Source organism: Micromonospora sp. NPDC047620 (assembly GCF_043205005.1).
Taxonomy (GTDB): domain Bacteria; phylum Actinomycetota; class Actinomycetes; order Mycobacteriales; family Micromonosporaceae; genus Micromonospora.
The window spans coordinates 22,251-47,911 of record NZ_JBIDDG010000022.1; the positions used below are offsets into that span (position 1 = coordinate 22,251).

Annotated in this window: 25 protein-coding genes; 12 read left to right on the forward strand and 13 right to left on the reverse strand. The window is 72.3% G+C overall.

Features of this window, described 5'->3' with window-relative positions; all coding sequences use genetic code 11:
• The first annotated feature begins 44 nt into the window (after positions 1-44).
• Positions 45-1,043 carry a tyrosine-type recombinase/integrase gene (locus ACGF5C_RS24180; protein ID WP_393305059.1) on the forward strand — a complete coding sequence of 333 codons (999 nt, stop codon included), beginning with the start codon at positions 45-47 and terminating at the stop codon, positions 1,041-1,043.
• A 109-nt stretch (positions 1,044-1,152) separates the two neighbouring features.
• Here ACGF5C_RS24180 and ACGF5C_RS24185 read toward each other — a convergent pair whose 3' ends face one another.
• The 4 genes from ACGF5C_RS24185 to ACGF5C_RS24200 form a co-directional block, all read right to left on the reverse strand.
• Positions 1,153-1,524, reverse strand: coding sequence for a VOC family protein (locus ACGF5C_RS24185; RefSeq protein ID WP_393305061.1), 372 nt, complete (start codon positions 1,522-1,524; stop codon positions 1,153-1,155).
• A 63-nt stretch (positions 1,525-1,587) separates the two neighbouring features.
• Complete coding sequence (locus ACGF5C_RS24190; protein WP_393305063.1) at positions 1,588-2,073, reverse strand: cation:proton antiporter regulatory subunit; 486 nt, start codon at positions 2,071-2,073, stop codon at positions 1,588-1,590.
• A complete protein-coding gene (locus ACGF5C_RS24195) occupies positions 2,073-3,599 on the reverse strand; it encodes a potassium/proton antiporter (RefSeq protein ID WP_393305065.1) in 1,527 nt (508 codons plus the stop codon). The genes ACGF5C_RS24190 and ACGF5C_RS24195 overlap by 1 nt, the downstream gene beginning before the upstream one ends.
• 55 nt (positions 3,600-3,654) lie before the next feature.
• Entirely contained in the window at positions 3,655-4,953 is a 1,299-nt protein-coding gene (locus tag ACGF5C_RS24200; protein WP_393305067.1) for an SLC13 family permease, read from the reverse strand.
• Between the two features lie 474 nt (positions 4,954-5,427).
• On the opposite strand from ACGF5C_RS24200, the gene ACGF5C_RS24205 reads away from it, so the two are divergent.
• The 3 genes from ACGF5C_RS24205 (at position 5,428) to ACGF5C_RS24215 (ending at position 7,630) form a co-directional block, all read left to right on the forward strand.
• On the forward strand, positions 5,428-6,384 hold the full coding sequence (locus ACGF5C_RS24205; RefSeq protein WP_393305069.1) for a HAMP domain-containing sensor histidine kinase: 957 nt from the start codon (positions 5,428-5,430) through the stop codon (positions 6,382-6,384).
• Positions 6,381-7,028, forward strand: coding sequence for a response regulator transcription factor (locus ACGF5C_RS24210; protein WP_350705562.1), 648 nt, complete (start codon positions 6,381-6,383; stop codon positions 7,026-7,028). The genes ACGF5C_RS24205 and ACGF5C_RS24210 overlap by 4 nt, the downstream gene beginning before the upstream one ends.
• A gap of 143 nt (positions 7,029-7,171) precedes the next feature.
• Positions 7,172-7,630: a hypothetical protein gene (locus ACGF5C_RS24215; protein WP_393305071.1), complete on the forward strand. Its 459-nt coding sequence runs from the start codon at positions 7,172-7,174 to the stop codon at positions 7,628-7,630.
• A 4-nt stretch (positions 7,631-7,634) separates the two neighbouring features.
• Here ACGF5C_RS24215 and ACGF5C_RS24220 read toward each other — a convergent pair whose 3' ends face one another.
• The 4 genes from ACGF5C_RS24220 to ACGF5C_RS24235 form a co-directional block, all read right to left on the reverse strand.
• The gene (locus tag ACGF5C_RS24220; protein WP_357697327.1) at positions 7,635-8,348 is read right to left on the reverse strand and encodes a thymidine kinase; all 714 of its coding nucleotides are present in this window, start codon (positions 8,346-8,348) and stop codon (positions 7,635-7,637) included.
• Between the two features lie 58 nt (positions 8,349-8,406).
• Positions 8,407-9,795 carry an MFS transporter gene (locus ACGF5C_RS24225; RefSeq protein ID WP_393305073.1) on the reverse strand — a complete coding sequence of 463 codons (1,389 nt, stop codon included), beginning with the start codon at positions 9,793-9,795 and terminating at the stop codon, positions 8,407-8,409.
• Between the two features lie 19 nt (positions 9,796-9,814).
• Positions 9,815-10,582 carry a glycerophosphodiester phosphodiesterase gene (locus tag ACGF5C_RS24230; protein ID WP_393305075.1) on the reverse strand — a complete coding sequence of 256 codons (768 nt, stop codon included), beginning with the start codon at positions 10,580-10,582 and terminating at the stop codon, positions 9,815-9,817.
• A 503-nt stretch (positions 10,583-11,085) separates the two neighbouring features.
• Positions 11,086-11,862: a lysophospholipid acyltransferase family protein gene (locus ACGF5C_RS24235; protein WP_393305077.1), complete on the reverse strand. Its 777-nt coding sequence runs from the start codon at positions 11,860-11,862 to the stop codon at positions 11,086-11,088.
• A gap of 221 nt (positions 11,863-12,083) precedes the next feature.
• On the opposite strand from ACGF5C_RS24235, the gene ACGF5C_RS24240 reads away from it, so the two are divergent.
• From ACGF5C_RS24240 to ACGF5C_RS24250, 3 genes are read left to right on the forward strand one after another with little or no spacing between them, the layout of a single operon-like run.
• Positions 12,084-13,499 carry a cytochrome ubiquinol oxidase subunit I gene (locus ACGF5C_RS24240; RefSeq protein WP_393305222.1) on the forward strand — a complete coding sequence of 472 codons (1,416 nt, stop codon included), beginning with the start codon at positions 12,084-12,086 and terminating at the stop codon, positions 13,497-13,499.
• 15 nt (positions 13,500-13,514) lie between these two features.
• Positions 13,515-14,513: a cytochrome d ubiquinol oxidase subunit II gene (cydB, locus tag ACGF5C_RS24245; protein ID WP_393305079.1), complete on the forward strand. Its 999-nt coding sequence runs from the start codon at positions 13,515-13,517 to the stop codon at positions 14,511-14,513.
• A 25-nt stretch (positions 14,514-14,538) separates the two neighbouring features.
• Positions 14,539-15,576: an NAD(P)H-dependent flavin oxidoreductase gene (locus ACGF5C_RS24250; RefSeq protein WP_393305081.1), complete on the forward strand. Its 1,038-nt coding sequence runs from the start codon at positions 14,539-14,541 to the stop codon at positions 15,574-15,576.
• Between the two features lie 57 nt (positions 15,577-15,633).
• Here ACGF5C_RS24250 and ACGF5C_RS24255 read toward each other — a convergent pair whose 3' ends face one another.
• From ACGF5C_RS24255 to ACGF5C_RS24265, 3 genes are all read right to left on the reverse strand, one after another.
• Complete coding sequence (locus tag ACGF5C_RS24255; RefSeq protein WP_393305083.1) at positions 15,634-16,092, reverse strand: hypothetical protein; 459 nt, start codon at positions 16,090-16,092, stop codon at positions 15,634-15,636.
• A 179-nt stretch (positions 16,093-16,271) separates the two neighbouring features.
• Positions 16,272-16,961 (reverse strand): hypothetical protein, encoded by a 690-nt coding sequence (locus ACGF5C_RS24260; protein ID WP_393305085.1) that lies wholly within the window; start codon positions 16,959-16,961, stop codon positions 16,272-16,274.
• A 71-nt stretch (positions 16,962-17,032) separates the two neighbouring features.
• On the reverse strand, positions 17,033-17,494 hold the full coding sequence (locus ACGF5C_RS24265) for a peroxiredoxin (protein WP_393305087.1): 462 nt from the start codon (positions 17,492-17,494) through the stop codon (positions 17,033-17,035).
• A gap of 167 nt (positions 17,495-17,661) precedes the next feature.
• Here ACGF5C_RS24265 and ACGF5C_RS24270 point away from each other — a divergent pair, with 167 nt between their 5' ends.
• Together ACGF5C_RS24270 and ACGF5C_RS24275 are read left to right on the forward strand one after the other, a co-directional pair.
• Positions 17,662-18,390 (forward strand): SDR family NAD(P)-dependent oxidoreductase, encoded by a 729-nt coding sequence (locus ACGF5C_RS24270; protein ID WP_393305089.1) that lies wholly within the window; start codon positions 17,662-17,664, stop codon positions 18,388-18,390.
• A 218-nt stretch (positions 18,391-18,608) separates the two neighbouring features.
• Positions 18,609-19,577 carry a peptidoglycan-binding protein gene (locus ACGF5C_RS24275; RefSeq protein ID WP_393305091.1) on the forward strand — a complete coding sequence of 323 codons (969 nt, stop codon included), beginning with the start codon at positions 18,609-18,611 and terminating at the stop codon, positions 19,575-19,577.
• A 239-nt stretch (positions 19,578-19,816) separates the two neighbouring features.
• On the opposite strand, the gene ACGF5C_RS24280 is transcribed toward ACGF5C_RS24275, so the two are convergent.
• Positions 19,817-20,647 carry a hypothetical protein gene (locus tag ACGF5C_RS24280; protein ID WP_393305093.1) on the reverse strand — a complete coding sequence of 277 codons (831 nt, stop codon included), beginning with the start codon at positions 20,645-20,647 and terminating at the stop codon, positions 19,817-19,819.
• A 270-nt stretch (positions 20,648-20,917) separates the two neighbouring features.
• On the opposite strand from ACGF5C_RS24280, the gene ACGF5C_RS24285 reads away from it, so the two are divergent.
• From ACGF5C_RS24285 to ACGF5C_RS24295, 3 genes are all read left to right on the forward strand, one after another.
• Positions 20,918-21,367, forward strand: a complete 450-nt coding sequence (locus tag ACGF5C_RS24285) for a helix-turn-helix transcriptional regulator (RefSeq protein ID WP_393305096.1) — start codon at positions 20,918-20,920, stop codon at positions 21,365-21,367.
• A gap of 5 nt (positions 21,368-21,372) precedes the next feature.
• Complete coding sequence (locus tag ACGF5C_RS24290) at positions 21,373-21,783, forward strand: VOC family protein (protein WP_393305098.1); 411 nt, start codon at positions 21,373-21,375, stop codon at positions 21,781-21,783.
• Positions 21,784-22,069: 286 nt separating this feature from the next.
• Positions 22,070-24,463: an ATP-binding cassette domain-containing protein gene (locus ACGF5C_RS24295; RefSeq protein WP_393305101.1), complete on the forward strand. Its 2,394-nt coding sequence runs from the start codon at positions 22,070-22,072 to the stop codon at positions 24,461-24,463.
• 86 nt (positions 24,464-24,549) lie between these two features.
• Here the strand turns inward: ACGF5C_RS24295 and ACGF5C_RS24300 are convergent, their stop codons facing one another.
• Entirely contained in the window at positions 24,550-25,611 is a 1,062-nt protein-coding gene (locus tag ACGF5C_RS24300; RefSeq protein WP_393305102.1) for a saccharopine dehydrogenase family protein, read from the reverse strand.
• Positions 25,612-25,661: the final 50 nt, after the last annotated feature.

Here is a 25,661-nt window from a genome sequence, read left to right on the forward strand (position 1 = left end):
GCGCCTCCTCCCGTTTGCCAGCCGGAGCTGGGAACCTTTTTCACATGCTGTCCCCGAACGCCCCGGCGCGGCCCCGCCAGTCGCCCCCGCCGGCCCTGCCCGTCGGGCCCGCCGACTTCACCGAGGCGTGGCTGCGCAACCGGCGGCTGTCCGAGCACACCCGCGACGCGTACCGGCGGGACGTCGCCGGGTGGCTCGCCTGGTGCGCCGCCCGCGAGCTGGACCCGCTGCACGCGAACTTCCTGCACGTCAACGAGTACGCCCGGGGGCTGGAGGCGACGCTGGCCGCGCGCAGCGGCAAGCCGCTCACCCCGGCCACGGTCGCCCGCCGGCTCTCGGCCCTGTCGAGCTGGTACGACTTCCTGGCCAAGCTGCGGGCCGTGGACGCCAACCCGGTCGCCGGCGCAGACCGGCCCCGCATCGACCGGGACCACTCCGCCACGGTGGGGCTCAGCCCGGAGGAGGTGGACGCGCTGCTCGCCGCCGCCGAGGCCGACACGGGGCCGACGGCCGCCCGCAATCGTGCCGCGATCGCGCTGCTGGCCGACCTCGGGCTGCGCGTCGGGGAGCTGGTCTCGCTCGACCTGACCGATCTGGGCGCCGAGCGGGGCCACCGCAGCGTCCGGTTCGTCGGCAAGGGCGGCAAGTCCCGCCGCCGCGCCCTGACCCCCGGCACCGCGTACGCGGTCGACGCGTACCTGGCCCAGCGGGCTGCCGCCCAGGGCGTGGCGGTGCACGAACTGACCGGCCCGCTGCTGGTCACCGGGACCGGGGCCCGGCTGGACCGGCACGCCGTGTTCCGGCTGGTACGTCGGCTGGCCCGGGCGGCCGGCATTGCGGCCTGGGCGAAGCTGTCGCCGCACTCGCTGCGGCACGCCTTCGCCACCACCGCCCGGGCCGAGGGTGTCCCGCTGGAGGACGTGCAGGACGCGATGGGCCACGCCGACCCGCGCACCACCCGCCGCTACGACCGGGACCGGCACAACCTCGACCGCGACCCCGCGTACGCCATCTGGGCGGCCCGGGCCCGCCGCCGCGGCTGACACCGGCGTCAGCGCGCCCGGGGGTGCCGCGCGGCGTTTCCTTCGCGCGCGGCACCCCCGGGCGCCTGCCGTGGGCCGCCCTGCGGGTGGCCGCCGCCGGCGGCGGTGGTCAGCCCTGCGGGCGGGGGCAGATGCAGAACGGCTGCCCGGCCGGGTCGGTCAGCACCACCCACCGGTCGCCGCCGGGCTGGAAGTCCGGCTTCGTGGCACCGGCGGCGGCGAACTCCTTCTCGGCCTGCGCGAGGTCGTCGACGTACAGGTCGAGGTGGTAGCGCTTGCCGGCGTCCTCGTCCGGCCAGGACGGCGGCCGGTACCCCTCGACCAGGCCGAAGCCCACGGCCACGCCCCCGGCGGTGACCATCGCGTACTCCGGCTGGCTGTGGGTGATCTCCCCACCGAGGACGCGCTGCCAGAACGCGGCGTGGGCGACGGGGTCGGGACTGTCGAGGTTGACCATGGCCAGATCGGCGGTGACTGTCATGCCCGGCAGTCTGCCGCGCGTACCTGACATCCACTGTCAGGTACGCGCCCACCTCGCGGCGGTCTACGGGTCCGCGAGGGCGAGCAGGCGGCTCAGCGCGGCGATGCCCTCCTGGGTGCCGGCCGCGACCAGGACGTCGCCGTGAGCGAGGACGTACCCGTCCCCGGGTGCCGTGATCGTGCGGCCCGCGCGGAGCACGGCGATGACGGTCACGCCGCCGGTACGCGCGACGGCGTCGGCCAGGGGCCGGCCGTCGTAGGGCGACGCGGCCGTGACCGGCAGCTCGGCGACGCTGATCGCCTCGGGGCGCCGCTCCAGGTGCGTGACGTGGTCGACGGTGGCGACCGGGTGTAGCAGCTCGGCCACCTCCTGCGCCTCCGCGGGGCTGAGCGACAGCGACCGCTCGACGGTGTCCGGATCGCCGGGCGCGTACAGGACGAGGTCGCGCCGCCCGCCGCGGTAGCAGATGACCCCGAGCAGCTGCCCCTCGCTGGTGTGCACGGTGTAGCCGACGCCGATGCCGGGCAGCGGGACACGTTCGATCTGCATCATTGCCTCCTGTCCTGGGATGGTGCGGTGTGCGCCTGGCCGGTCTCGCCGAACCAGGTGGCCAGCCGTCCGGCGCGCGCGACGGCACGCAGGCGCCGTTCGGTGGCGTCGCGTACGGGTGGGGTGGTGAGCACGACGAGCTGGTCCCCGACGCGTAGCCGGTTGTGGTGGTCGGGCACGAAGGTGTCGTCGCCGCGGACGACGAGGGTGGTCGCGGCGGGCGGCGGCAGCCGCAGCTCGGGCAGGTAGACGCCGTGCAGGCGGGAGCCGGCCTCGACGGTGACGTGGATGAGGTCGGCGTCCATGGCGTCCAGCGGCGCCAGTTCGATCTGCAGGTCGGGCCCGACGTCGCGCGACGCGAGGCGGAGCCGGCGCGCCAGCCAGGGCAGGGTGGGCGCCTGGATGACCGTGAACACCACGACGAGCACGAAGACGATGTTGAAGACCTGCTCGCTGCCCGGAGCCCCCGCGACGACCGGGATGGTGGCCAGCACGATCGGCACGGCGCCGCGTAGCCCGGCCCACGACAGGAAGGCCTGTTCGCGCAGCGGGATGCGGAACGCGGCCAGCGAGACCAGCACGGACGCGGGCCGGGCGAGCAGCAGCAGGGCCGTGCCGACCACGATCGCGGGGACGATCGCGGCGGGCAGCTCGCTGGGCGTGGCCAGTAGGCCGAGCATCACGAACAGACCGATCTGGGCGATCCAGCCCAGCCCCTCGGCGACCGAGTGGGTGGCTCGACGGTGTGCCAGGCCGGAGTTGCCGAGCACCAGCCCCGCCAGGTAGGCGGCGAGGAACCCGCTGGTCTGGGTCAGGCCGGCGACCGCGAACGCCAGCACTCCGCAGGCGACCGTCGCGATGGGGTACAGGCCGGAGGTCGGCAGGGTCAGCCGCCGCAGCAGCCACACGCCGGCCGCCCCGGTCACCACGCCGATCGCGCCGCCGGCGACCAGCTGGTAGGCCATCGTGCCGATCAGAGACAGTGGGGCGACGGTGTCGAGGGTGGCGGCGCTGAAGGTGAGCACCAGGATCAGCGTCGGGGCGTCGTTGAGCCCCGATTCGGCCTCCACCAGGCTTGTCAGTCGTCGGGGCAGCGGTACCGACCGCAGGACGGAGAACACCGCCGCCGCGTCGGTGGACGACACGATCGCCCCCAGCAGCAGCGCCATCTGCCAGTCGACGTCCAGCAGCAGGTACGCCGCCCCCGCGGTGACCGCGACGCTGACGAACACGCCGACGGTGGCCAGCACCGACGCGGGCGCCAGCACGCCGCGTACGTCGCTGAACCTGGTGGTCAGGCCACCCTCCACCAGGATGACCGCCAGCGCCGCCAGGCCCAGGGCCTGCGCCAGGGCCGCGTCGTCGAAGGGGAAACCGGCGACGTCCTGGCCCAGCAGCAGGCCGACGCCGAGGTACGCCAGCAGGACCGGCATGCCCAGCCGGGCGGCCAGCCGGGCCGCGCCGACGCTGGCCAGGACCACGCCGGTGCCGACGGCCAGCGTCACGTACAGCTCGCCGAGGTTCACGTCGACCCCCTCGCGCCCGCGGCGGACGCGCCGTCGCGCGCGCCCCCGGGGCCGGCTACGCGGCGAAGTAGCGCAGCCACACGTACCCCCAGGCGATCACCGTCGTCAGCACCGTCGTGACGATGCCGTACCGGGTGAACTGCCAGAAGCTGATCGGCTCGCCGGCGCGGGCCGCGATGCCCAGCACGACGATGTTGGCGCTGGCCGCCACGGCCGTGCCGTTGCCGCCCAGGTCGGCGCCGAGGGCGAAGGACCACCACAGCGCCTCGCCGGTGACGGGATCCGGGGCGCCGGCGACGAGGTTCTCCACGATCGGCGCCATGGTCGCCGTGTAGGGGATGTTGTCGAAGAACGCGCCGAGCACCGCCGAGCCGAAGATCAGGCCGGTGGCCGCCGTGAGGAAGTTGTCGCCGACGGCGTCGCTGGCCCATTCCCCGATCAGCCCGATCACCCCGGTCTCGGTGAGGCCGGCGACCATCACGAACAGCCCGGTGAAGAGAACCAGCGTCGGCCACTCGACCTCGGCGAGGTAGGCCGACGTGTCCGCCCGGGTCACCAGGACCATCAGCCCGGCGCCGAGCAGCGCGACGACGGCCACGTCGACGTGGATCACCGTGTGCAGCATGAACCCGGCCATCACCAGGCCGAGCACGACCAGGCAGCGGACCAGCATCCTCGGGTCGGTGATGGCGGCGCGGGCATCCATGTCGCGTACGGCCTCGAACCGCTCCGGGTGGTACACGAACGAGCGGCGGAACATGACCCGCGCCAGCACCAGGAACGCGAGGAACATCAGCACCGTGACCGGCGCCATGTGCACCAGGAAGTCGTTGAAACTCAACCCGGCCCGGCTACCGATGATGATGTTGGGCGGATCGCCGATCAGGGTCGACGCGCCGGCGATGTTGGAGGCGAGCACCTCGGCGATCAGGTACGGCGCGGCGGGGACACCCAGCCGGCGGCACACCGAGATGGTGATCGGAGCGACCAGCATGACCGTGGTGACGTTGTCCAGGAACGGCGACAGGGCACCGGTGATCGCCATGAGCAGCACCATCAGCCGGTACGGGCGCCCCCGCGAGCGCTGTGCCGCCCAGATCGCCAGGAACTCGAACACCCCGGTCTGTTTGATCACCCCGACGATGATCATCATGCCGAGGAGCAGGAAGATGACGTCCCAGTCGATGCCGGCGTGCTGCTCGTAGAACACGTGCGACCCGGGCACGAGCCCGAGCAGGGCCATCAGGCCGGCGGCGCCCAGCACCACCGCGACCCGGTTGATTTTCTCTGTGGCGATGAACACGAACGCGACCACGAAGATGGCGGTCGCGGCCAGGGCGGGCCAGACGCTCACGGGCGCCTGCCCGGCGGGCCGTTCTCCGTGCTGGTGGGCCGGTGTTCACCAGCGTGGATCGCGGCTTCCGGTGGCACGGGTGCTGACAGCATGAGGTGACGGTTCACGGGGTTCTCCCAGGAGGGGTTCGGCGCAACGGGGCAGCGCACCGGCAGGCGGTGCATCCGGGTGCGCAGGGGTGGGGCCCGAGCGGTCCGGGCCTGACTTCATGGTCATCCGCCCGGTGCGGGCCGACATCGGGGCTGACACCCATTTGCCGCCGTCGTCCCCCGGCGGTCGGCCCCGCCCGGCGCAGGTCGCGGCGGGCAAATGGGTGCGGGCACGCATTTACACCACGCGCGCCGGCGGGCAGGCTGGATCATGATGAGCGGGACCGCTGCGGAGCGTGACCACCCGCCGCCCGCCGGCCCGCCGACAACTGCCGATGCCGGCGCGGGCCGGCGGGGCACCAGGGCCGGGAAGGGAGGTGTCGTCGTGTCGCTGTTCTGGCGGATCTTCCTGCTCAACGCGGCGGTGCTCGTGACCGCCACGTTGCTGCTGCTCGGCCCGGTCACGGTGTCCACCCCGGTGCTGCTCACCGAGGCCGTCGTCCTGACCGTGGGCCTCGCCGCGATGCTGGTCGCCAACGCCGCGCTGCTGCGGGTCGGCCTGGCGCCGCTGCGCCGCCTGACCCGGGCCATGACCACCATCGACCTGCTCCAGCCCGAGCCGCGCCCGGTCCCGGCCGGGCAGGCCGGCATCGCGGAGCTGATCCGCGCCTTCAACGCCATGATCGACCGTCTGGAGGCGGAACGGGCGACCAGTGCGGCCGCCGCCCTGTCCGCCCAGGAGGCCGAGCGCCGCCGTATCGCCCAGGAGCTGCACGACGAGGTCGGCCAGACGCTGACCGCGGTCCTGCTCGAACTGAAACAGGTCGCCCGCCACGCGCCCGACCCGGTTCGCGCGCAGCTCGCCCAGGTGCAGGAGACCACCCGCGACAGCCTCGACGAGATTCGCCGCATCGCCCGCCGGCTACGCCCCGGGGTGCTGGAGGAACTCGGCCTGATCAGTGCCCTGAAGGCGCTCGTCACGGAGGTCACCGGGCACACCGAGCTGGCCGTGCGCCAACATCTCGGCGCGGACCTGCCGGCCCTCGACGGCGAGGCCGAGCTGGTGATCTACCGGGTCGCCCAGGAGGCCCTCACCAACACCGTCCGGCATGCCAGGGCCACCACCGTCGAAGTGTCCCTGGCGGCTCAGCCGGGCCACGTGCAGCTGCGGATCCGCGACGACGGCCGGGGCATCGGCGACGCGGCCGAGGGCGCCGGCATCCGCGGCATGCGCGAGCGGGCCCTGCTCATCGGCGCCCAGCTCGCCGTGACCCCCGGCCCCGCCGGCGGCACCGAGGTGCGGCTGCGGGTGCCGCTGACCGACCGGGACGGCCGGCCGTGACGACCCGCATCCTGCTCGCCGACGACCACGCCCTGGTGCGCCGCGGGGTCCGGCTCATCCTCGACAGCGAACCGGACCTGACGGTCGTGGCCGAGGCCGGCGACGGCGCGGAGGCCGTCGCCCTGGCCCAGGCCGAACGCCCCGACCTGGCCATCCTCGACATCGCCATGCCCCGGATGACCGGCCTGCAGGCGGCCCGGGAGCTGTCCCGGCAGCAGCCGGACCTACGCATCCTGATCCTGACGATGTACGACAACGAGCAGTACTTCTTCGAAGCCCTCAAGGTCGGCGCCAACGGCTACGTGCTCAAGTCCGTCGCCGACCGTGACCTGGTGGAGGCCTGTCGCGCCGCCGTACGCGACGAGCCGTTCCTCTATCCCGGCGCGATCAACGCCCTCATCCGCACCTACCTGGAACGCACCGCCCGGGGCGAGAGCCTGCCGGCCCGGGCCATCACCGAACGCGAGGAGGAGATCCTCAAGCTCGTCGCCGAGGGCCACTCGTCGAAGGAGATCGCCCGCCTGCTGTTCATCAGCGTCAAGACCGTCGAACGGCACCGGGCCAACCTGCTGCAGAAGCTCGGCCTCCGGGACCGGCTCGAGTTGACCCGCTACGCCATCCGGGCCGGCCTCATCGAGCCGTGAGCCGGCCCGGCGCGGCGGGGGCCCTTCCGGGTGGGTGCGTCGGCGGCTCGCGGGGCGCGCGCCGACGGGAGACGACGCGGTGCCCGTCCGGACCGGGCCGACTTTTCCTGCGGGCGGCCCCACCGGTTCTCTACGGTCGACGGGTGGGCGCTGAACAGCCGTGGAGCCGGCCGGCCCGGCGGCGCCGCCCGATGCGCACCGGGCTGGTGTTCGCGGGCGTCGCCGTGCTGCTGTGCTGCGTCGGGGTGGCCGGGCTGGGCGCCTGGAACGTGCAGGTGGTCACGCAGGCCAGCGGCCCGGTGCGGGAGACCGCCGACGGGTTCCTGCGCTCGGTCGCCGCGGGCGACACCGACGGCGCGTACGACCGGCTCTGCGCCGACGCGCGCACCCGGTGGAGCCCGATCGGGTTCACCAGCTGGCTACGCACGCCGCCGCTGGTCAACGGCTACGAGATCCTCGACGTGTCGGTGGCGACGCGCGGCGGCCGCCCGCAGGGCACGGTGACGGTGCGGCTGACCCGCGACAGCGGGCTGACCGAGGAACGGAAGCTGTCGGTGGTGCGGGAGGGCGGCGACTGGCGGGTGTGCGGCGACCCGTACTGACGTGTCAGCGGCGCGGGCCGAGCTCGCCGGCCCGGTAGTGCCGCCGGCACAGCACCTGGTAGCGCACCTCCGCGCTGTCCACCGTGTCGCCGATGACGACCTGTTCGCCCTCGCGGACGACCCGCCCGCCGACCACCCGGGCGTTGAGCAGCCCTTCCCGGCCGCACCAGCAGAGCACCTCGACCTGGATGCGGGCCACCTCGTCGGCGAGTTCGAACAGCCGCTGCGCGGCCGGGAACAGGCAGGACCGGAAGTCGGTGGCCAGCCCGAACGCGTACACGTCGACGTCGTAGCTGTCGACCAGCTCGGCCATCTGCTCGATGTGCTCGAGGTTGTAGAAGGAGGCCTCGTCGCAGATGAGGTAGTCGACGCGGACCCCCTCGGCCCACGTGTCGCGCACCAGCGTGCGCAGGTCGAGGTCGTCGGTGACCTCGACGGCCTCGTGGGCCAGCCCGATGCGGGTGGTGACCTGCGGGCCCAGCGAGCGGTCGATGCGGGTGGTGACCAGGCCACGGCGGCCCTGCCGGGCGTGGTTGTGGTTCATCTGCAGCGCCATCGTGGACTTGCCGCAGTCCATCGGTCCCCAGAAGAACTTCAACGCCGCGGCGTGCAGCGGACGCCCGTCCACGCCCCGCGCCGCGGCGCACCCGGCGGGGGAGTCGTCGGGGCCCAGCGGCGGGCGCGCCAGACAGGTCGGGGCGGCGGCGTGGTCGGTCACGGTCGGGCAGCCTAGCTGATCGACGTCCCCCGATCCGGTCGGTGCGGTCCGCGCTGCCTCACAGCACCCGGGGTGGGGTGTTGCCGGCGGCGACGATCGCGCGGCGGATCGGTACGGCCAGCAGCAGCAGGAACCCGACGATGAAGAAGATGAGCAGGGAGACCAGGCCCACCCGGTACGAGGAGGTCAGCTGGAACACCAGGCCGAAGGCCAGCGGGCCGAGCCAACTGGTGCCCTTGTCGCTGATCTCGTAGAAGCCGTAGTACTCGCCCTCCTTGCCGGCGGGGATGAGCTGGCTGAACAGCGACCGGCTCAGCGCCTGGCTGCCGCCGAGCACCAGGCCGATGGCCGCGCCGAGAACCATGAACGGCAGCGGCGCCTCGGCGGGTAGCCGGAACGCGCCGAGGATCACCCCGGTCCACAGCACCAGGCTGATCAGGACGGTCTTCCAGGCGCCGATGCGCTTGGCGAGCGCGCCGAGCAGCAGCGCGCCGCCGAAGGCGAGGAACTGCACCAGCAGGATGGTCACGATCAGGGTGCTCTGGCCGAGCTTCAGCTCCTCGGTGCCGTACTGGCTGGCCAGGGCGATGACGGTCTGGATGCCGTCGTTGTAGACCAGGAACGCGAGCAGGAAGAACAGCGTCAGCGGGTACGCCTTGATCTCCCGCAGGGTGCGGCCGAGCTGCCGGAACCCGTCGGTGACCGGGTTGCCGCCGGCCAGCGCGGCGGCGGTGGGGTGTTCGCGCAGCCAGCGCAGCGGAACCAGGGTGAACGCCGCCCACCACAGCCCGGCGGACACGATCGACCAGCGGGCCAGGTCGAGGGTGCGCTGGTGGTTGCCCTCCTCGCCGAGCATGCTGACCGCGACCAGGTTGAGTGCCAGCAGCAGGCCGCCGCCGAGGTAGCCGAGGGCCCAGCCGCGGCTGGAGATGCCGTCGCGGTCGTCGGGGCCGCCGAGCTGCGGCAGGAACGAGTTGTAGACCACGACTCCGGCGCCGAAGGCGATGTTCGCGACCACGAACAGCGCCCCGCCGAGCAGGTACCGGTCGCCGGTGACGAAGAGCATGCCGACGGTGGCGCCGGCGCCGGTGAAGGCGGCGGCGGCCAGCAGCCGCTTCTTGTGCGCCGAGCGGTCGGCGATCGCGCCGACGATCGGCAGCGCGAACACGGTGAGGAACACCGACAACGACACCAGGTACGGGAAGTAGGAGCCGGCGGCGACCTTGATGCCCAGCGGGTACACGTACCCGGAGCAGGTGTCGGCGCCGAGTTCGCAGCCGGCGGCCAGTTCGGTGACGGTGGTCAGGAACGGGCCGAGGAACACGGTGATCACCGTGGTGGAGAAGGCGGACATCGCCCAGTCGTAGAAGTACCAGCCGGTGCGTTCGCGGCGGGTGCTCGCCGGGGCGGGGGTGTCGCCCACCGTGGGGGCGGCGGTCTCGGCCATCGGGGTCCTTCGAGGCGGGTCAGGCGGCCCAGTGGCCGCGGCTGCGGTAGACGTCGCGCAGCACGCCGACGTGATCGGTCATGATGCCATCCACTCCAAGATCAAGTAACTCGTGCATCTCGGCAGGTTCGTCGATCGTCCAAACGTGCACCTGCAGGCCGAGTCGGTGGGCGTAGCGCAGGAACCGTCCGTCCACCACACGCACCCGCCCGTAGCGCACCGGCACCTGGGCGGCGACGACCGACGGGGGCAGCCGCAGCGCCCGGCCGGTCAGCGAGGCCATCCGCAGCCGGGCCACCCCGCGCATGCCGAGGCTGGTGGCGATCCGGCCCCCGGTGCTGGCGCGCAGCCGGGCCAGCCGGGCGTCGCTGAACGAGGCGAGCAGCACCCGGTCGCCGGCGTTGGCGCGCGCGACCGTGGCCACGGTCGGGTCGACGCCGCCGTCGGCCTTGACGTCGATGTTGAACCGGACCTCGGGCCAGGCGTCGAGGACCTCGTCGAGGCGGGGCACCACGGCGGCGCCGCCGACGCGTACCGAGGCCAGGTCCGCCCAGCGCAGGTCGGCGATGCGCCCCGGCTCGCCGGTGACCCGCGTCAGGGTGGCGTCGTGGAAGACCACCGCCACGCCGTCGGCGGTGCCGTGCACGTCGGTCTCCACGTACCGGTAGCCGAGCCCGATCGCGCGGGCGAACGCCGCGGCGGTGTTCTCGTCGCCCTCGGCGGCGCCGCCGCGGTGGGCGAAGGCAAGCGGCGCGGGGGCGTCGAGGTAGGGGTGACGGGTCAGCACGCGAGGCAGTATGCCGGTCTCCGGTTGCCGCGCGGCGACCAGCCCGTGACCGTTGATCGCCGGTGCGGACCGCTTCCCGGGGCGCCGCCGCCCAAGCCCCACGGGCGTGCGCCGAACCCACGGTCGCGCCGGTCGTTCGCTCACAGGCTGTCACGCCGCCATGAATCACTCAGCGTGCGGGGGTGTCAGGGCCGGGCGGGTGCCGGTTCTGCCCCTTTGCTCTGCAGCCCTATGTGCACCACCCTGTTGGCCTGCGGGTTCTCCCGGGGCTTGGCGCTGGCCGCTGTCCACGGGCGTCACTCTCGGTGGCTGGTGCGTCGATGGGTGCAGAGCAAAGGGCCGACAGGGGTACTCCAGTGGGGAGTGACCGCCTGTGCGCTCAGTGACGATTCGGGTGGCAGGACAGGTTCGCACGACAAGGCGGCCGTCGCGTGGGATGGCGGGCGGCGCGTGCGGGTGGCGGGCGGCGCGTGCTCCGGCTGCGGCCGGGACGAGACTCGGGTTCAGGACGTGGGGCGGCGGCGGTGCGAGCGGCTGGTGTCGGCGGGCCGGCCGGGGTCGACGTGTCGGGGCCGGTCGGGCTCGTCGGGTCGCAGCGGGACGAGGCCGTCGGTGATGGCGTCGATGATCCGGTCGGTGGCGCGCCGGGCCGTGCCGGGCGTGACGGGCGTGACGTCGCCCAGGTCGACCGGGTCGCCGAAGTGCACCCGGACCACGGGGCGTCGCCACATGGCGCGGGCGACACCGCGCAGCAGACCCTTCGGGGTGCGGTAGGGCAACACCTCGTGCGACCCCCACTGGGCGATCGGGATCACCGGCGCGGCGCAGGCCAGGGCGAGGCGGGCCGTGCCGGTCTTGCCGCGCTCGGGCCACATGCCGGGGTCCAGGCCGATGCGGCCCTCCGGGTAGACCAGGATCACCGAGCCGCCGGCGACGGCCGCGGCGGCGTCGTCGAGGGCCTGGTGTACGGCGCTGGTGCCCCGGTCGACGCGGATGTGCCCGGCGCGGCGCATCGCGGTGCCGATGACGGGGGTGCGGAACAGCCCGCCGGTGGCCATGATCCGGGGGGCGACGCCGCGGGCCTGGCAGGCGGCGGCGAGGACGACCGGGTCGAACGGGCTGATGTGGTTGGCGGCCAGGATCAGGGGGCCCCGGCGCAGCGCCTCGGGCACATCCCCGCTGACCTGGAGGCGGGCCACCAGCGCGACGACGGCGCGGGCGAGCAGTTGCGCGGCGCGCCAGATCAGCGGGGGCTGCCACGTCGGCTGGGCGGTGTCCATCAGCCGGCAATGGTCGCACGCGCGGACCGGGCGGCGGGGGCGGGGGCGTCGGTTCGGCCCCCGACGGGCGCGGCGGCCGCCGCGCCCGTCGGGGGCCGTTCGGCAGAGGTGATCAGGGTCATTGGTCCCGGGTTGGTTAGGGACCCCCGCCCCTGCCCATTCGTCTACGACGGGAAGTAGTATTTACTACGTCTCGTAGTATGCGCAGCTGGGGGTTTCAGGTGGACGCGTTGGACGTCGCCCGCTGGCAGTTCGGTGTCACCACCGTCTACCACTTTCTCTTCGTACCGTTGACCATCGGCCTGTCCGTGCTGGTGGCGATCCTGCAGACGATGTGGCATCGCACCGGCGACGAGAAGTACCTGAAGCTCACCAAGTTCTACGGCAAGCTCTTCCTGATCAACTTCGCGATGGGCGTGGTCACCGGCATCGTGCAGGAGTTCCAGTTCGGCATGAACTGGAGCGACTACTCCCGCTTCGTCGGCGACATCTTCGGCGCCCCCCTGGCAATCGAGGCGCTGGTCGCGTTCTTCCTCGAGTCGACCTTCATCGGCCTGTGGATCTTCGGCTGGGACCGGCTGCCCAAGCGGCTACACCTGGCCACCATCTGGGCCGCCGCGATCGGCACCAACCTGAGCGCGTACTTCATCCTCGCGGCGAACTCGTTCATGCAGAACCCGGTCGGCTACCGGATCAACCCCGACACCGGCCGCGCCGAACTCACCGACTTCCTCGCCGTGCTGACCAACAAGGTCGCCCTGGTCACCTTCCCGCACACCATCGCCGGCGCGTTCCTGGTCGCCGGCTCGCTGCTGGTCGCCGTCGCCATGTGGCACCTGATCCGCAACCGCGACTCGGCCGACACCCCGGCCTACCGGTTCGCCGCCAAGTTCGGCTCCTGGGTCACCCTGGTCGCCACCGCCGGCGTGATCATCACCGGCGACATCCAGGGCAAGATCATGACCGAGGTGCAGCCGATGAAGATGGCCGCCGCCGAGGGCCTCTACACCACCGAGAGCCCCGCCTCGTTCTCCGTGCTCACCGTCGGCAGCCTCGACGGCAGCCGCGAGCTGTTCGCCCTCAAGATCCCGTACCTGCTGTCGTTCCTCGGCACCGGCGACCCCAACGGCACAGTCCAGGGCATCAACGACCTGCAGGCCCAGTACGCCACCCAGTACGGCGCCGGCAACTACGCCCCGATCATCCCGGTCACCTACTGGAGCTTCCGCTTCATGATCGCCTTCGGGTTGGCGGCCGCCGCGATCGCGCTGCTGGTGCTCTGGAGCCAGCGCAAGGGCCGCACCCCGACCAGCAAGTGGCTGCTGCGCGCCGGCCTGGCCATGCCGCTGCTGCCGCTGGCCGCGAACTCCTTCGGCTGGATCTTCACCGAGATGGGCCGCCAGCCGTGGATCGTGTTCGGCGAGATGCTCACCCGCGACGGCGTGTCCCGCAGCGTGTCGATGACCGAGGTGCTCACCTCGTTCACCGCCTTCACCCTGATCTACGCCGCCCTCGCCGTGATCGAGGTCAAGCTGCTGCTGCGCTACGCCAAGGCCGGCGTACCCGACCTCGAACCGGCACCGGACACCGACGACACCGACGACGACGCCGAGCGCCCGCTCGCGTTCGCCTACTGATCACCGGAGACAACCGTGGAACTCACCACCATCTGGTTCCTGCTCGTCGCGGTCCTGTTCACCGGGTACTTCATCCTGGAGGGCTTCGACTTCGGCGTCGGCATGCTGCTGCCCGTGCTCGGCCGCAACGACCGGGAACGCCGCGTCCTGATCAACACCATCGGCCCGGTCTGGGACGGCAACGAGGTGTGGCTGATCACCGCCGGCGGCGCGATGTTCGCCGCCTTCCCCGAGTGGTACGCCACCCTGTTCTCCGGCTTCTACCTGCCGCTGCTGCTGATCCTGCTGGCCCTGATCGCCCGCGGCGTCGCCTTCGAGTACCGCCACAAGCGCCCCGAGGCGTCCTGGAAGCGGCGCTGGGACACGGCGATCTTCGTCGGCTCGGTGGTGCCCGCGGTGCTGTGGGGCGTGGCGTTCGCCAACATCCTGCGCGGCGTGCCGCTGGACGCCGAGCACGAGTACGTCGGCGGCCTGGTCGACCTGCTGCACCCGTACGCCCTGCTCGGCGGGGCGACCACCGCGGCGCTGTTCCTCACCCACGGCGCCGTGTTCATCGCGCTGAAGACCGTGGGCGAGGTTCGCGAGCGCGCCGGCGCGCTCGCGGTGCGCCTGGGCGTGGCCACCGCCGTGCTCGCGGTGGCGTTCCTGGCCTGGACGTTGACCATCCGCTCCAGCACGGCCGCCGTCGTGTTCGCCGTCGGCGCGGCCCTCGCCCTGCTCGGCGGTCTCGCCGCCGCCCGGGTACGCCGGGAGGGCTGGGCGTTCACCGGCACCGCCGTGGCGATCGGCCTGGCCGTGGCGACGCTGTTCGCGGCGCTGTTCCCGAACGTGCTGCCGTCCACCCTGGACGCGGCGGGGACGCTGACCGCCACCAACGCCGCCTCCACCCCCTACACCCTGAAGATCATGACCTGGGTGGCGGTGGTGTTCACCCCGATCGTGCTGGCCTACCAGGGCTGGACGTACTGGGTGTTCCGCAAGCGCATCGGAGTGGCCCACATCCCGCAGCACTGACCCGGCCCGGGACTAGGGTGAGGCGGTGACCGGCGGCGCGTGGACCAACCTGCTCGGCAGCGCGACGCCGGTCGTCGCCGCCCCGCTTGCCGGGGGCGCCACCACCTGCGCCCTGGTCCGCGCCGTCGCCGCGGCCGGCGGCTTCGCCTTCCTCGCCGCCGGCTACAAGACCCCCGGGGCGGTCGCCGCCGAGCTGGCCGAGCTGCGCGCCACCGGGACGCCGCACGGGGTGAACCTGTTCGTGCCCGGTGCCCGCGACATCGACGAGACCGCCTTCCGCCGGTACGCCCACCAGATCGCCGCCGAGGGCGCACCGTACGGGCTCGACCTGGCCGGCGCGCCGCTGGTGCACGACGACGACCACTGGCCGGACAAGATCGACCTGCTGCTGGCCGCCCCGGTGCCGGTGGTCAGCTTCACCTTCGGGCTGCCCGACCCGGCGGCGGTGACCGCGCTGCGCCACGCCGGCACCCGGGTGCTGGTCACGGTGACCTCGGTGGACGAGGCGCTCGCCGCACGCGAGCTGGGCGTCGACGGGCTGGTCGCCCAGGGCACCGAGGCCGGCGGGCACAGCGGCACCCACACCCCGCACCGGCCGGCCCCGCCGACCTCGACCCGACCCCTGGTCCACGACGTGCTCCGGGCCACCGGGCTGCCGGTGGTGGCCGCCGGCGGCGTCGCCGGCCCCGACGACGTCCGTGACCTGGTCGCCGCCGGCGCCACCGCGGTGGCCGTCGGAACGTTGCTGCTACGCACCGACGAGAGCGGGGCCAGCCGCACCCATCGCGACGCCCTGGCCGACCCGGCCCGTACCGGCACCGTGCTCACCCGCGCCTTCACCGGCCGGCCGGCGCGCGGGCTGCGCAACGCCTTCATCGACCGGTACGAGCCCGTCGCGCCGCTCGGCTATCCGGAGCTGCACCACCTGACCCGGGGCATGCGCGCGGCGGCGGCCGCGGCCGGGCACGCGGACCGGGTGCACCTGTGGGCCGGCACCGGCTACCGGCACGCCACCACCGGCCCCGCCGCCGCCGTGGTCGAGCGGCTGACCGCGACGCTCTGACCGGGCCACGTCCGGCACGACCCGCGCACCCGGGCCGCGGAACGTGACCAGCGCGGGTCACGCCGCGGCGGGGGTGCCGTTCCCGGCCGCCGCCAGCGCGGCGTCGGCCCGCTGCTTGACCAGGGTGAGGACGCGTCCGGCCACGGCCAGGTCCGCAGCGGGGACGTCCCCGTACAGCCGGGCGGTGATGCCGGCGACCGCGTCGGCGACGCGGCGCTGCACCTCCCGGCCGGCGTCGGTGAGCGCCAGCCCGGACCCGCCGGCGGGCAGCGCGCGCAGCAGGCCGCCGGCGACGAGCCCGTCCACCGCGGCCAGCACCACCGCCTGGTCGACCTTCAGCGCGCCGGTCATCCGCCGGAGGAGATGTGCCCGCTCGACCGCCCCGCCCTCGGCGGCGGCGTTCAGGGCGAGCGACTGGTGGAAGGTGGTGCCGAGCCGGGCCAGTTCGCGTTCCAGTAGGGCACGGCGCAACGTCATCACCATCACGCCCACCGGGCGGCGCGAACTCCAACGCATGGGGGAGACCCTCGCCGGCGTCCAGGACACCCTGCTCGCCCCGCTAACCCCCACCGAACGCGGCCAGCTCACCCGCCTGCTCGGCAAACTCCTCGCACACCACCGGCAGCGCCACTGACCGGCGAAACGCCGGCGGGACGGACGGCGCCACCGCCACCCGCCCCGCCGGCGCCCACCGCTCAGTGGGCCTCGCGCAACTCCGCCAGCCGCGCCTCGATCTCGGCCAGCTCCGCGCGCAGCTTCTCCGCCTGCTGCTCCGCCTCGGCACGCTCCGCCGCCATGATCTGCTCCACCGCCTCGTGCACCCCCGGCACGTCGACCAGCGCCACCATCCGCAGCGCCTCCGCCGGCTTGACCACGTACGGCTTCGCCAGGGACTTGCTGCCCTGCTGCGCCGCGACCGTCCACTCGCCGTCGGCGTACGCCAGCGTGACCGTCAGCCCCGTCGGGCCCTTCGGCTTCGCCGCCTTCACCGGCCGCCGCGCCGGCTTCGCCTCCGCCGTCTCCACCTTCGGCTCCTCCCGCTGCTCCCGCGGCGCCGGCACCGGCGCCCGGTCCAACACGAACTCCGGCTCCGCCGGCGCCGGCGCCGGCTCGGGCTCCGGCTGCGGCTCCGCCACCTTGCGGCCCACGCCCCGCGGCGCCACCGCCACGTCGGCGGGGGAGAAGGGCAGCTCGTCGCGACCGAACCGGACCACCACGAACTCGTCGGAGGCCGCCGGGTCGGTCAACTCCACCACCTGCCCCACCTGCCCGGCGATCTGGCCCGCCGCCGCGGTGAACACCACCTTCGGTTTCCGCCCCGCCGCCAACGCCTCCCGGATGGTGCGCACGTCCTCGTCGGACAACCCCTGGCCAGCGCCACCCATCAGTAACCTCTTCCCTCGTACACCTGTTCAGACGCCTGCCTTGATACCAGCCGGCCCCGACACGCGCGAGATCAACCCCCCAGCGCCCGCAGCGCCGCGTCGGCGTGCGCGTTCATGTCCAGTTCACTGTGGACCATCCCGATCACCCGCCAGTCCGTGCCGATCACGAACGTCATCCGCCGCGTGCTCAACGCGCCCAACGGCAGCCGCCGCCGCACCCCGAACCGGTCCGCCACCGCACCGTCCGGGTCGGACAGCAGCGGATAGTCGAACCCGTGCAACCGGGAGAACTCCGCCTGCCTCGCCACCGGGTCCCGGCTGATGCCCACCCGCTGCGCACCCACCGCCGCGAACTGCGCCGCCAGATCCCGGAAGTGGCAGCTCTCCGCCGTGCACCCACGGGTCAGCGCCGCCGGGTAGAAGAACAGCACCACCGGGCCGGCGGCCAGGAACTCCGACAACCGACGCGGCGTACCCGTCTCGTCTTGCAGCGCGAAGTCCTCCACCACGTCCCCGACACCCACACCCGCCACCGCACACCTCCACCGTCGTCACCCGGGTTGCGCCGAGCGTATGCGGCGACCGGGCCGCCCACCCCCACACCCGCCACCACCGTCCGCGCGTGTGACCTTCCCCTCCCGCGTCGGGCGTGCCGGTCGCGGTAACGTCAGCCCAGCAGCCACGGCAGGGGAGAGGCGCATTGAATCCCGTCACCGTCATCACCGGCGGCAGCCGCGGCATCGGCGCGGCCACCGCCCGCCGCCTCGCCCACGCCGGCCACCACGTCGTGTTCGGCTACCGCCGCGACCGCGATGCCGCCGACAAGGTGCTCGCCGACATCCACGCCGCCGGCGTACGCGGCCTCGCCGTGCCCGCCGACACCCGCGACCCCGAGCGGGTCGCCGCCCTGTTCGACGCCGCCGCCGACCTCGGCCCGATCACCGGCCTGGTCAACAACGCCGGCGTCACCAGCCCCATCGGCGCCTTCGTCGACCTCGACCCGGCCGACCTGCGCCACGTCGTCGACGTCAACCTCGTCGGCTACGTCCTGTGCGCCCAGCAGGCCGCCCGCCGGATGGGTAGCGGCGCCGCCATCGTCAACGTCTCCTCCGCCGCGGCCACCCTCGGCAGCCCCGGCGAGTACGTCCACTACGCCGCCGTCAAGGCCGCCACCGACACCCTCACCACCGGCCTCGCCAAGGAACTCGCCCCCCGCGGCATCCGCGTCAACGCCGTCGCTCCCGGCATCATCCGCACCGACATCCACGCCCTGTCCGGCCGACCCGACCGACCCGACACCGCCGCCGACCGCATCCCCCTCGGCCGCCCCGGCGAACCCGACGAGGTCGCCGCCGCCATCGCCTGGCTCCTCGGGCCCGACGCCACCTACACCACCGGCACCGTCCTCCGCGTCGCCGGCGGCCTGTAGCCGTCGCGGTGCTGCGCCTGCGCACCACCCTCGTCCTCGACCGCCGTCCCCGGCTCGTCGACGCGGGCTCGTGAGCGGAGGCGTCCGGGCAGGGGCGCGGCCACCCGATCGGTAGGAAAGTTTCACCGATTGCCCCGACCGATACAAATCATTACGATCGACGCCCATCACTCGACCGGGTGCCCGGGGACACCACGGGCCCGAACAGGGGAGACCCGATGAGCGACGACCTGGAAACACGCCGCCTGCTCGACACGCCCGCCCGGCGCCGCACCCTCCTCACCGCACTGGGCACCGGCATCGGCATCGGCGTCGTCGGCATGCCGAGCCCCGCCATGGCGGCGGTCGCCGGCTGGAGCAACCCCACCCTCGGCACCCTGACCTCCGGCTACAAGACCCCCAGCCGTCCCACCCACACCGGCTGGGACGTCGCCAACAACCAGGGCACCCCCGTCTACGCCACCGCCGACGGCACGGTCCGCGACATCAAGACCAACTCGTACCCCGGCGACACCACCAGCGGGCCCCTGCCCGGACGCACCGGCAACAGCGTCCACCTCAACCACGCCGACAGCTACTTCTCCTACTACGGCCACCTCCACCGCGTCCTGGTCAGCGTCGGCCAGCGGGTCAGCTGCGGACAACTGATCGGCCTCATGGGCAACACCGGCAACTCCAGCGGCCCGCACCTGCACTTCGAGATCCATCGCCCCCGACTGACCTCCACCGACCCCCGGATCTTCCTCGCCAACCGCGGCATCACCCTCGGCGCGACGGCCCCCGTCGGCAGCACCGGCTACCCGAGCGTCAGCCAGGGCGCCTCCGGATGGGTGCCCCGCACCATCCAGTACCTCCTGCGGGCCCGCGGCATCTCCGTCGTCGTCGACGGCGTCTTCGGACCGGCCTGCACCTCCGCCGTCAGGTCGTTCCAGACCAGCCGCGGCCTCTACGCCGACGGCATCGTCGGCCCGATCACCTGGACCGCCCTCATCCTGCCCCTGCTCGAAGGCAACTCCGGCGACCTCGTACGCGGCCTCCAGACCGCCCTCAACGCCCGCGGCGCCAACCTCCTCGTCGACGGCTCCTTCGGCGCGGTCACCGCCAACGCCGTACGCGGCTTCCAGAGCCGCAACGGCCTCGTCGCCGACGGCATCGTCGGCCCCGTCACGTGGAGCGTGCTCATCTGACCCCCGACGCCGACGTCACCGGCAACCGCCGGGTCGGCCCTCGCTGAGAACGTCAGTCGCACGGCGCCTCCGGCGCTGTCGGCCGCTTCCGCACGCTCGCCGCGCGGGTGGCTGGCGGCCGTTCACTCGGCGCCGCCACGAGTGCGCCTTCTGGTCGCGCCTGGAGCCGGCACGACGTCCTCTTGAGACGGCACTGCCCGGCCGGAGAGACCACCGGCCGGGCAGCATTCTGGCTCTGGTCAGTTGCCGGCAGCGCCCTTCAGGCCCTGCAGCATCTCGGCGAAGTCGGCGGTCTCCGCCGCAGGCGGCGTCTCGACGTTCACGGCCTTGCCGTAGTCGGTGTAGTCGACCGTCATGTCGCCCATCTTGCCCATGTCCAAGCCCGCCCGGCGCGGCCGGTACTGCTCGTCGACCCAGAGGTCGATCGTGAGCTCCTTGACGCCCTGCTTGGCGTACTGCTGCTCGACGCCCGACCGCAACTCGGCGTCGAGCTGCCCGAGGTAGGTCGCCACCGGAGCAGTGACGGTGTAGTGGACCGTGCGCGCCCCGTTCACCGTCTCCTCGCCGACGACCGTGACACCCTCGAGGGCGAGCAGCGTCTTGACCTGCTTGGTCGGGTCGACGTCCTCGAACTGCTTGGTGAAGTCCATCCCCGCCTGCTCGCCGGCCGCGGCCAGGTCCAGCTTCATCCAGCGCTTCCCACCGATGCTCGCGCGGTCCTTCGCCGGGATCTCGACGTAGAACACGCTGCTGATCATCCGGACGGTGGTCGGGGTGCCATCCGGGCCCGCCATCGTCATCTCGGCCTTGACCGGGTCGCCCAGATCGACCACGCCCTTCACCGAGATCTTCTCGCCGCCCGCCGTGCCCTGCATCGTCACGGTCACCGACTCGCTCTTGCCGGTGGCGTCAATCGTCTTCTGCAACGAACCCTTGAGATCACTGGCGAGCAACTCCAGCACGCTGGGCTGCACCGGCGCGTCCGAGCCGGGCTTCGAGCCGCAGGCAGTCACCGCGAGTACCGTGAGCGCGGAGACCGCCAGAACAGTGGTCTTCTTCCAAAGTGACACGTGACAGCTTCTTTCCCCGAAGGACTCTGGAGATCTCCCCAGACAGAGCGACGACACGCTATCCCAAGCGGTCAACATCGAGGCGCATCCCCGCCGAATCTTTTGGTGGGAACCGACACGCCGGCAGGGCAGCGGCGGCCACAACCGGCCCATACCGCCCACCCGCAGCATGGGCCGTCGCCCCCGGGCGCCACGGCCCGCCTGCCACCCACCCGGCACCGACCGCGCCGACCAGCGGACCTGGTGTCGACCGCGACGTACGATCCGCATGTGACCGGCAGACCGGACTTGGAGCAGCGCCTGCGCGACCTCGCGCGGCTGCGCCGCGTCCGCGACCGGATCGACCGGGAGTACGCGCAGCCGCTGGACGTCGAGGCGCTCGCCCGCGGCGTGAACATGTCGGCCGGACACCTCAGCCGCCAGTTCCGGGCCGCGTACGGCGAGTCGCCGTACGCCTATCTGATGACGCGGCGCATCGAGCGCGCGATGGCGCTGCTGCGTCGTGGCGATCTCAGCGTCACCGAAGTCTGTTTCGCGGTCGGCTGCTCCTCACTGGGCACCTTCAGCACCCGCTTCACCGAGTTGGTCGGCGTGCCGCCCAGCACCTATCGGGCCCAGGCAGTTCCCGCGAGCGCGGAGATGCCGCCGTGCATCGCGAAACAGGTGACCAGACCGATCAGGAATCGAGAAGCCCGCCGCCCCGAGCCGCAACTAGCGTGACTGCCATGAACGTCACCATTCACTCGAGCTTCCTCCCACACACCGACCCGGACGCCTCCCTGGCCTTCTACCGCGACACCCTCGGCTTCGAGGTCCGCAACGACGTCGGCTACGGGGGAATGCGCTGGATCACGGTCGGCCCCGCCGACCAGCCCGACACCTCCATCGTCCTGCACCCGCCGACCGCCAACCCCGGCATCACCGACGACGAGCGCCGCATCATCCTCGAACTGATGGCCAAGGGCAGCTACTTCGGCGTCAACCTGGCCACCCCCGACCTCGACGACACCTTCGCCAAGCTGGCGGGCAGCGGCGCCGAGGTGGTCCAGGAGCCGACCGAGCAGCCGTACGGCGTCCGCGACTGCGCGTTCCGCGACCCCGCGGGCAACATGATCCGCATCCAGCAGCTGCGCTGAGGTGAGCGAGATGCCCGACCGCGAGCCGATGCGCGACGGCCGCAGGTTGGTCTGACCTCAGCCGGGCGGTCGGAGGCTACAGGGTCCGAAGCGGCGTGGATATCTTGGTTCGTGCGCCGAACGCGACTCCGGCCGGCGTCAGCCGGACGATCAGGCAGACAACCTGACCGTTGCCGCGACCGCGCCGACGAAGGAGAACCAGACACACTGCTCAAAGCGCGTCAGATCGAGCCAGGCGACGCCGACGGAGACCGCGAAGGCGGCCCGCCCAACAGATGGAGACACCATGAGCATGGCCCCGAGGACGGATACGCAGTCGCCTGCGCCGCACGTTGCCGACAACCACGACCTGATCCGCGTGCACGGCGCGCGAGTGAACAACCTCAAGGACGTCAGCGTCGAGATCCCGAAACGCCGGCTCACGGTGTTCACCGGCGTCTCCGGCTCGGGCAAGAGCTCCCTGGTGTTCGACACGATCGCCGCGGAGTCGCAGCGGATGATCAACGAGACCTACAGCGCCTTCGTGCAGGGCTTCATGCCGACACTCGCACGGCCGGAGGTCGACCGGCTGGAAGGGCTGACGACCGCGATCATCGTCGACCAGGAACGGATGGGGTCCAACCCGCGCTCCACCGTCGGCACCGCCACCGACGCGAACGCGATGCTGCGCATCCTGTTCAGCCGGCTCGCGCAGCCGCACATCGGCCCGCCCAACGCGTACTCCTTCAACGTCCCCTCGGTGAAGGCCAGCGGCGCGATCACCGTCGAGCGGGGCGCCGGCAAGACGAAGACCGAGAAGGCGACCTTCACCCGTCTCGGCGGCATGTGCCCGCGCTGCGAGGGCATGGGCTCGGTCAACGACATCGACGTGACCCAGCTGTACGACGACAGCAAGTCCCTCAACGAGGGCGCTATCACCGTTCCCGGCTACAGCATGGACGGCTGGTACGGCCGCATCTTCCGCGACGGTGGCATGTTCGACCCCGACAAGCCGATCCGCAAGTACACGAAGAAGGAGCTGGACGACCTTCTCCACAAGGAACCCACCAAGATCAAGGTCGACGGGATCAACCTGACGTACCTGGGGCTGATCCCGCAGGTCCAGAAGTCCTACCTGTCCAAGGACGTCGACTCGCTGCAGCCGCACGTCCGCGCCTTCGTGGAGCGGGCGGTGACGTTCACGACCTGCCCCGAATGCGACGGCACCCGGCTCAGCAAGGATGCCCAGTCGTCGAAGATCAAGGGGAAGAACATCGCCGACCTCTGCGCGATGCAGATCAGCGACCTGGCCGAATGGATCCGAGACCTCGACGAGCCGTCGGTCGCCCCACTGCTCACCGGGCTGCAACACCTCCTCGACTCGTTCACGGAGATCGGGTTGGGCTATCTCTCGCTCGACCGGCCGGCCGGCACCCTGTCCGGGGGAGAGGCCCAACGCACCAAGATGATCCGCCACCTCGGTTCGTCGCTCACCGACGTCACCTACGTCTTCGACGAGCCCACCATCGGCCTGCACCCCCACGACATCCAGCGGATGAACGACCTGCTGCTGCAGCTACGCAACAAGGGCAACACCGTGCTGGTCGTGGAGCACAAACCGGAAGTGATCGCGATCGCCGACCACGTCGTGGACCTGGGCCCGCGGGCCGGCACCGGGGGCGGCGAGGTGGTGTTCGAGGGAACCGTCGACGGGCTGCGGGCCAGCGACACGCTCACCGGGCGGCACCTGGACGACCGGGCCACCCTCAAGAAGTCGGTGCGTTCGTCCTCCGGCGCCCTGGAGATCCGCGGCGCGTCGACGCACAACCTCCAGGACGTGGACGTCGACATCCCGCTCGGGGTGCTCTGCGTGCTCACGGGCGTCGCCGGCTCCGGCAAGAGCTCACTGATCCACGGCTCGGTCGCCGGCCGCGACGGCGTGGTCGTCATCGACCAGGGCGCGATCCGCGGTTCGCGACGGAGCAACCCGGCGACGTACACCGGCCTGCTCGACCCGATCCGCAAGGCGTTCGCGAAGGCCAACGGCGTGAAGCCGGCGCTGTTCAGCTCCAACTCCGAGGGCGCCTGCCCCACCTGCAACGGCGCCGGCGTCATCTACACCGACCTGGGCGTCATGGCCACCGTCGAGTCCGTCTGCGAGGAGTGCGAGGGCAAGCGGTTCCAGGCGTCGGTGCTGGAGTACACGCTGGGCGGCCGGAACATCGCCGAGGTGCTCGCGATGTCGGTGACCGAGGCCGAGGAGTTCTTCTCCGACGGCGAGGCGCGCACGCCGGCCGCGCACAAGATCCTCGACCGGCTCGCGGACGTCGGGCTCGGCTACCTCAGCCTCGGCCAGCCGCTCACCACGCTGTCCGGCGGCGAGCGGCAGCGGCTCAAACTGGCCACGCAGATGGCAGAGAAGGGAGACGTCTACGTCCTCGACGAGCCGACCACCGGTCTACACCTCGCCGACGTCGAGCAACTGCTCGGCCTGCTGGACCGGCTCGTCGACTCCGGCAAGTCGGTCATCGTCATCGAGCACCACCAGGCGGTCATGGCGCACGCCGACTGGATCATCGACCTCGGTCCCGGCGCCGGCCACGACGGCGGCCGGATCGTCTTCGCGGGCACACCCACCGACCTCGTCGCCGCACGCTCCACCCTCACCGGCGAGCACCTGGCGGCCTACGTCGGCAACTGACCGAAGACCTCCCGCAACCCATGACTCGTCAGGGTGCGGCACGCCGACAGCGGGAACGATCCGGACTGCCACCTGCGGCCGGGCGATCAGGCGAACCGTGACGCGCGAGACTCGTGGCACGGTTCGAGCGCGATGTGCGCGGACAGCGCGCGGAGGAAGTCGGGCGCGTCGAAGATCTCGCCGGCGGAGGCCACGCCGCTCGTCCTCGTCCGACCGCCGAGAATGCGCTCTACCGCTTCGACCGCCAGCGGCGCGCTGACGGCGTAGATGTCCTGGCCACTGGCGACAACGCGTCGCCGGGTGTCGCCGGCACACACGACGACGTCGACGGTGAACGTCTGCGCGGACCGGCCGAACTCATCGACCGCAGCCGGTGCGGGTGCACCCGGAGCGGCCAGGTCCCTGGCCGCTCCGGTGGTCATGTACGTGCGCACCTCGGGGATGGACAGATGGCTGGGGACCGTGACGACGTCAGCCATCGTGAACCCGCCGAGGACGGTCCGGCGGCCCATCGGAGCGGGAAAGTCCCATTCCACAGCCGGCAGGTCGCACTCGTCGACGTAATACTCCAACCGGCCACCGGTGTAGCGGACCCGTCGGCCATCGCGCCGTTCCCGGGAGACGGCGCCGGAGGCGAGGGTCCCGGCCGTGGGGTGCCAACTGCTCAGCCCGTACGCGACGTGCGCCTCGTCGGCCGCCGTCCAATCGCCCATCGCCGTCGTGACCAGCAGATCGCCGAGTCCGCCGAAGAAGGCCATCGCCGGGACCACCGCGACGCCCGCCGTCTGGGCGCGGTCCGCGAAGTGCGTGAACGTGTCAAGGTTGGCCTCGATCTCAGCCGCCACGTCCACGTACGGGACCCCGGCGCGCAGGGCGGCCTCGATCACGGGAGCCGCAGTCGAGGCGAACGGGCCGGCACAGTTGACGACCGCGCCAGCGCCCTTCAACGCCTGGTCGAGCGAGACCGGATCATCGACCGACGCCACCCGGAATTCGAGCCCCGGATGCGACACCGCCAGCGCCTGAAGCCTGCCCACGTCGCGACCGACGAGAAGCGGGACGAACCCGCGATCACCCAACTCCGTCACCACGAACCGCCCGGTGTGTCCGTACGCACCGAACACCGCCACCGTCTGACCCGAACCCATCTGCAGTTCCTCCACGCTCCGCAAAGATCGACCGAGGAGATCCTCCCGGC

Coding starts and splice junctions, on each gene's coding strand:
- ACGF5C_RS24255 (WP_393305083.1), bottom strand. CDS start 16,092: ATGCGTTGGAGTTCGCGCCGCCCGGTGGGCGTGATGGTGATGACGTTG.
- ACGF5C_RS24190 (WP_393305063.1), bottom strand. CDS start 2,073: ATGCAGATCGAACGTGTCCCGCTGCCCGGCATCGGCGTCGGCTACACC.
- ACGF5C_RS24180 (WP_393305059.1), top strand. CDS start 45: ATGCTGTCCCCGAACGCCCCGGCGCGGCCCCGCCAGTCGCCCCCGCCG.
- ACGF5C_RS24235 (WP_393305077.1), bottom strand. CDS start 11,862: ATGGACACCGCCCAGCCGACGTGGCAGCCCCCGCTGATCTGGCGCGCC.
- ACGF5C_RS24185 (WP_393305061.1), bottom strand. CDS start 1,524: ATGACAGTCACCGCCGATCTGGCCATGGTCAACCTCGACAGTCCCGAC.
- ACGF5C_RS24260 (WP_393305085.1), bottom strand. CDS start 16,961: ATGGGTGGCGCTGGCCAGGGGTTGTCCGACGAGGACGTGCGCACCATC.
- ACGF5C_RS24290 (WP_393305098.1), top strand. CDS start 21,373: ATGAACGTCACCATTCACTCGAGCTTCCTCCCACACACCGACCCGGAC.
- ACGF5C_RS24295 (WP_393305101.1), top strand. CDS start 22,070: ATGAGCATGGCCCCGAGGACGGATACGCAGTCGCCTGCGCCGCACGTT.
- ACGF5C_RS24300 (WP_393305102.1), bottom strand. CDS start 25,611: ATGGGTTCGGGTCAGACGGTGGCGGTGTTCGGTGCGTACGGACACACC.
- ACGF5C_RS24225 (WP_393305073.1), bottom strand. CDS start 9,795: ATGGCCGAGACCGCCGCCCCCACGGTGGGCGACACCCCCGCCCCGGCG.
- ACGF5C_RS24275 (WP_393305091.1), top strand. CDS start 18,609: ATGAGCGACGACCTGGAAACACGCCGCCTGCTCGACACGCCCGCCCGG.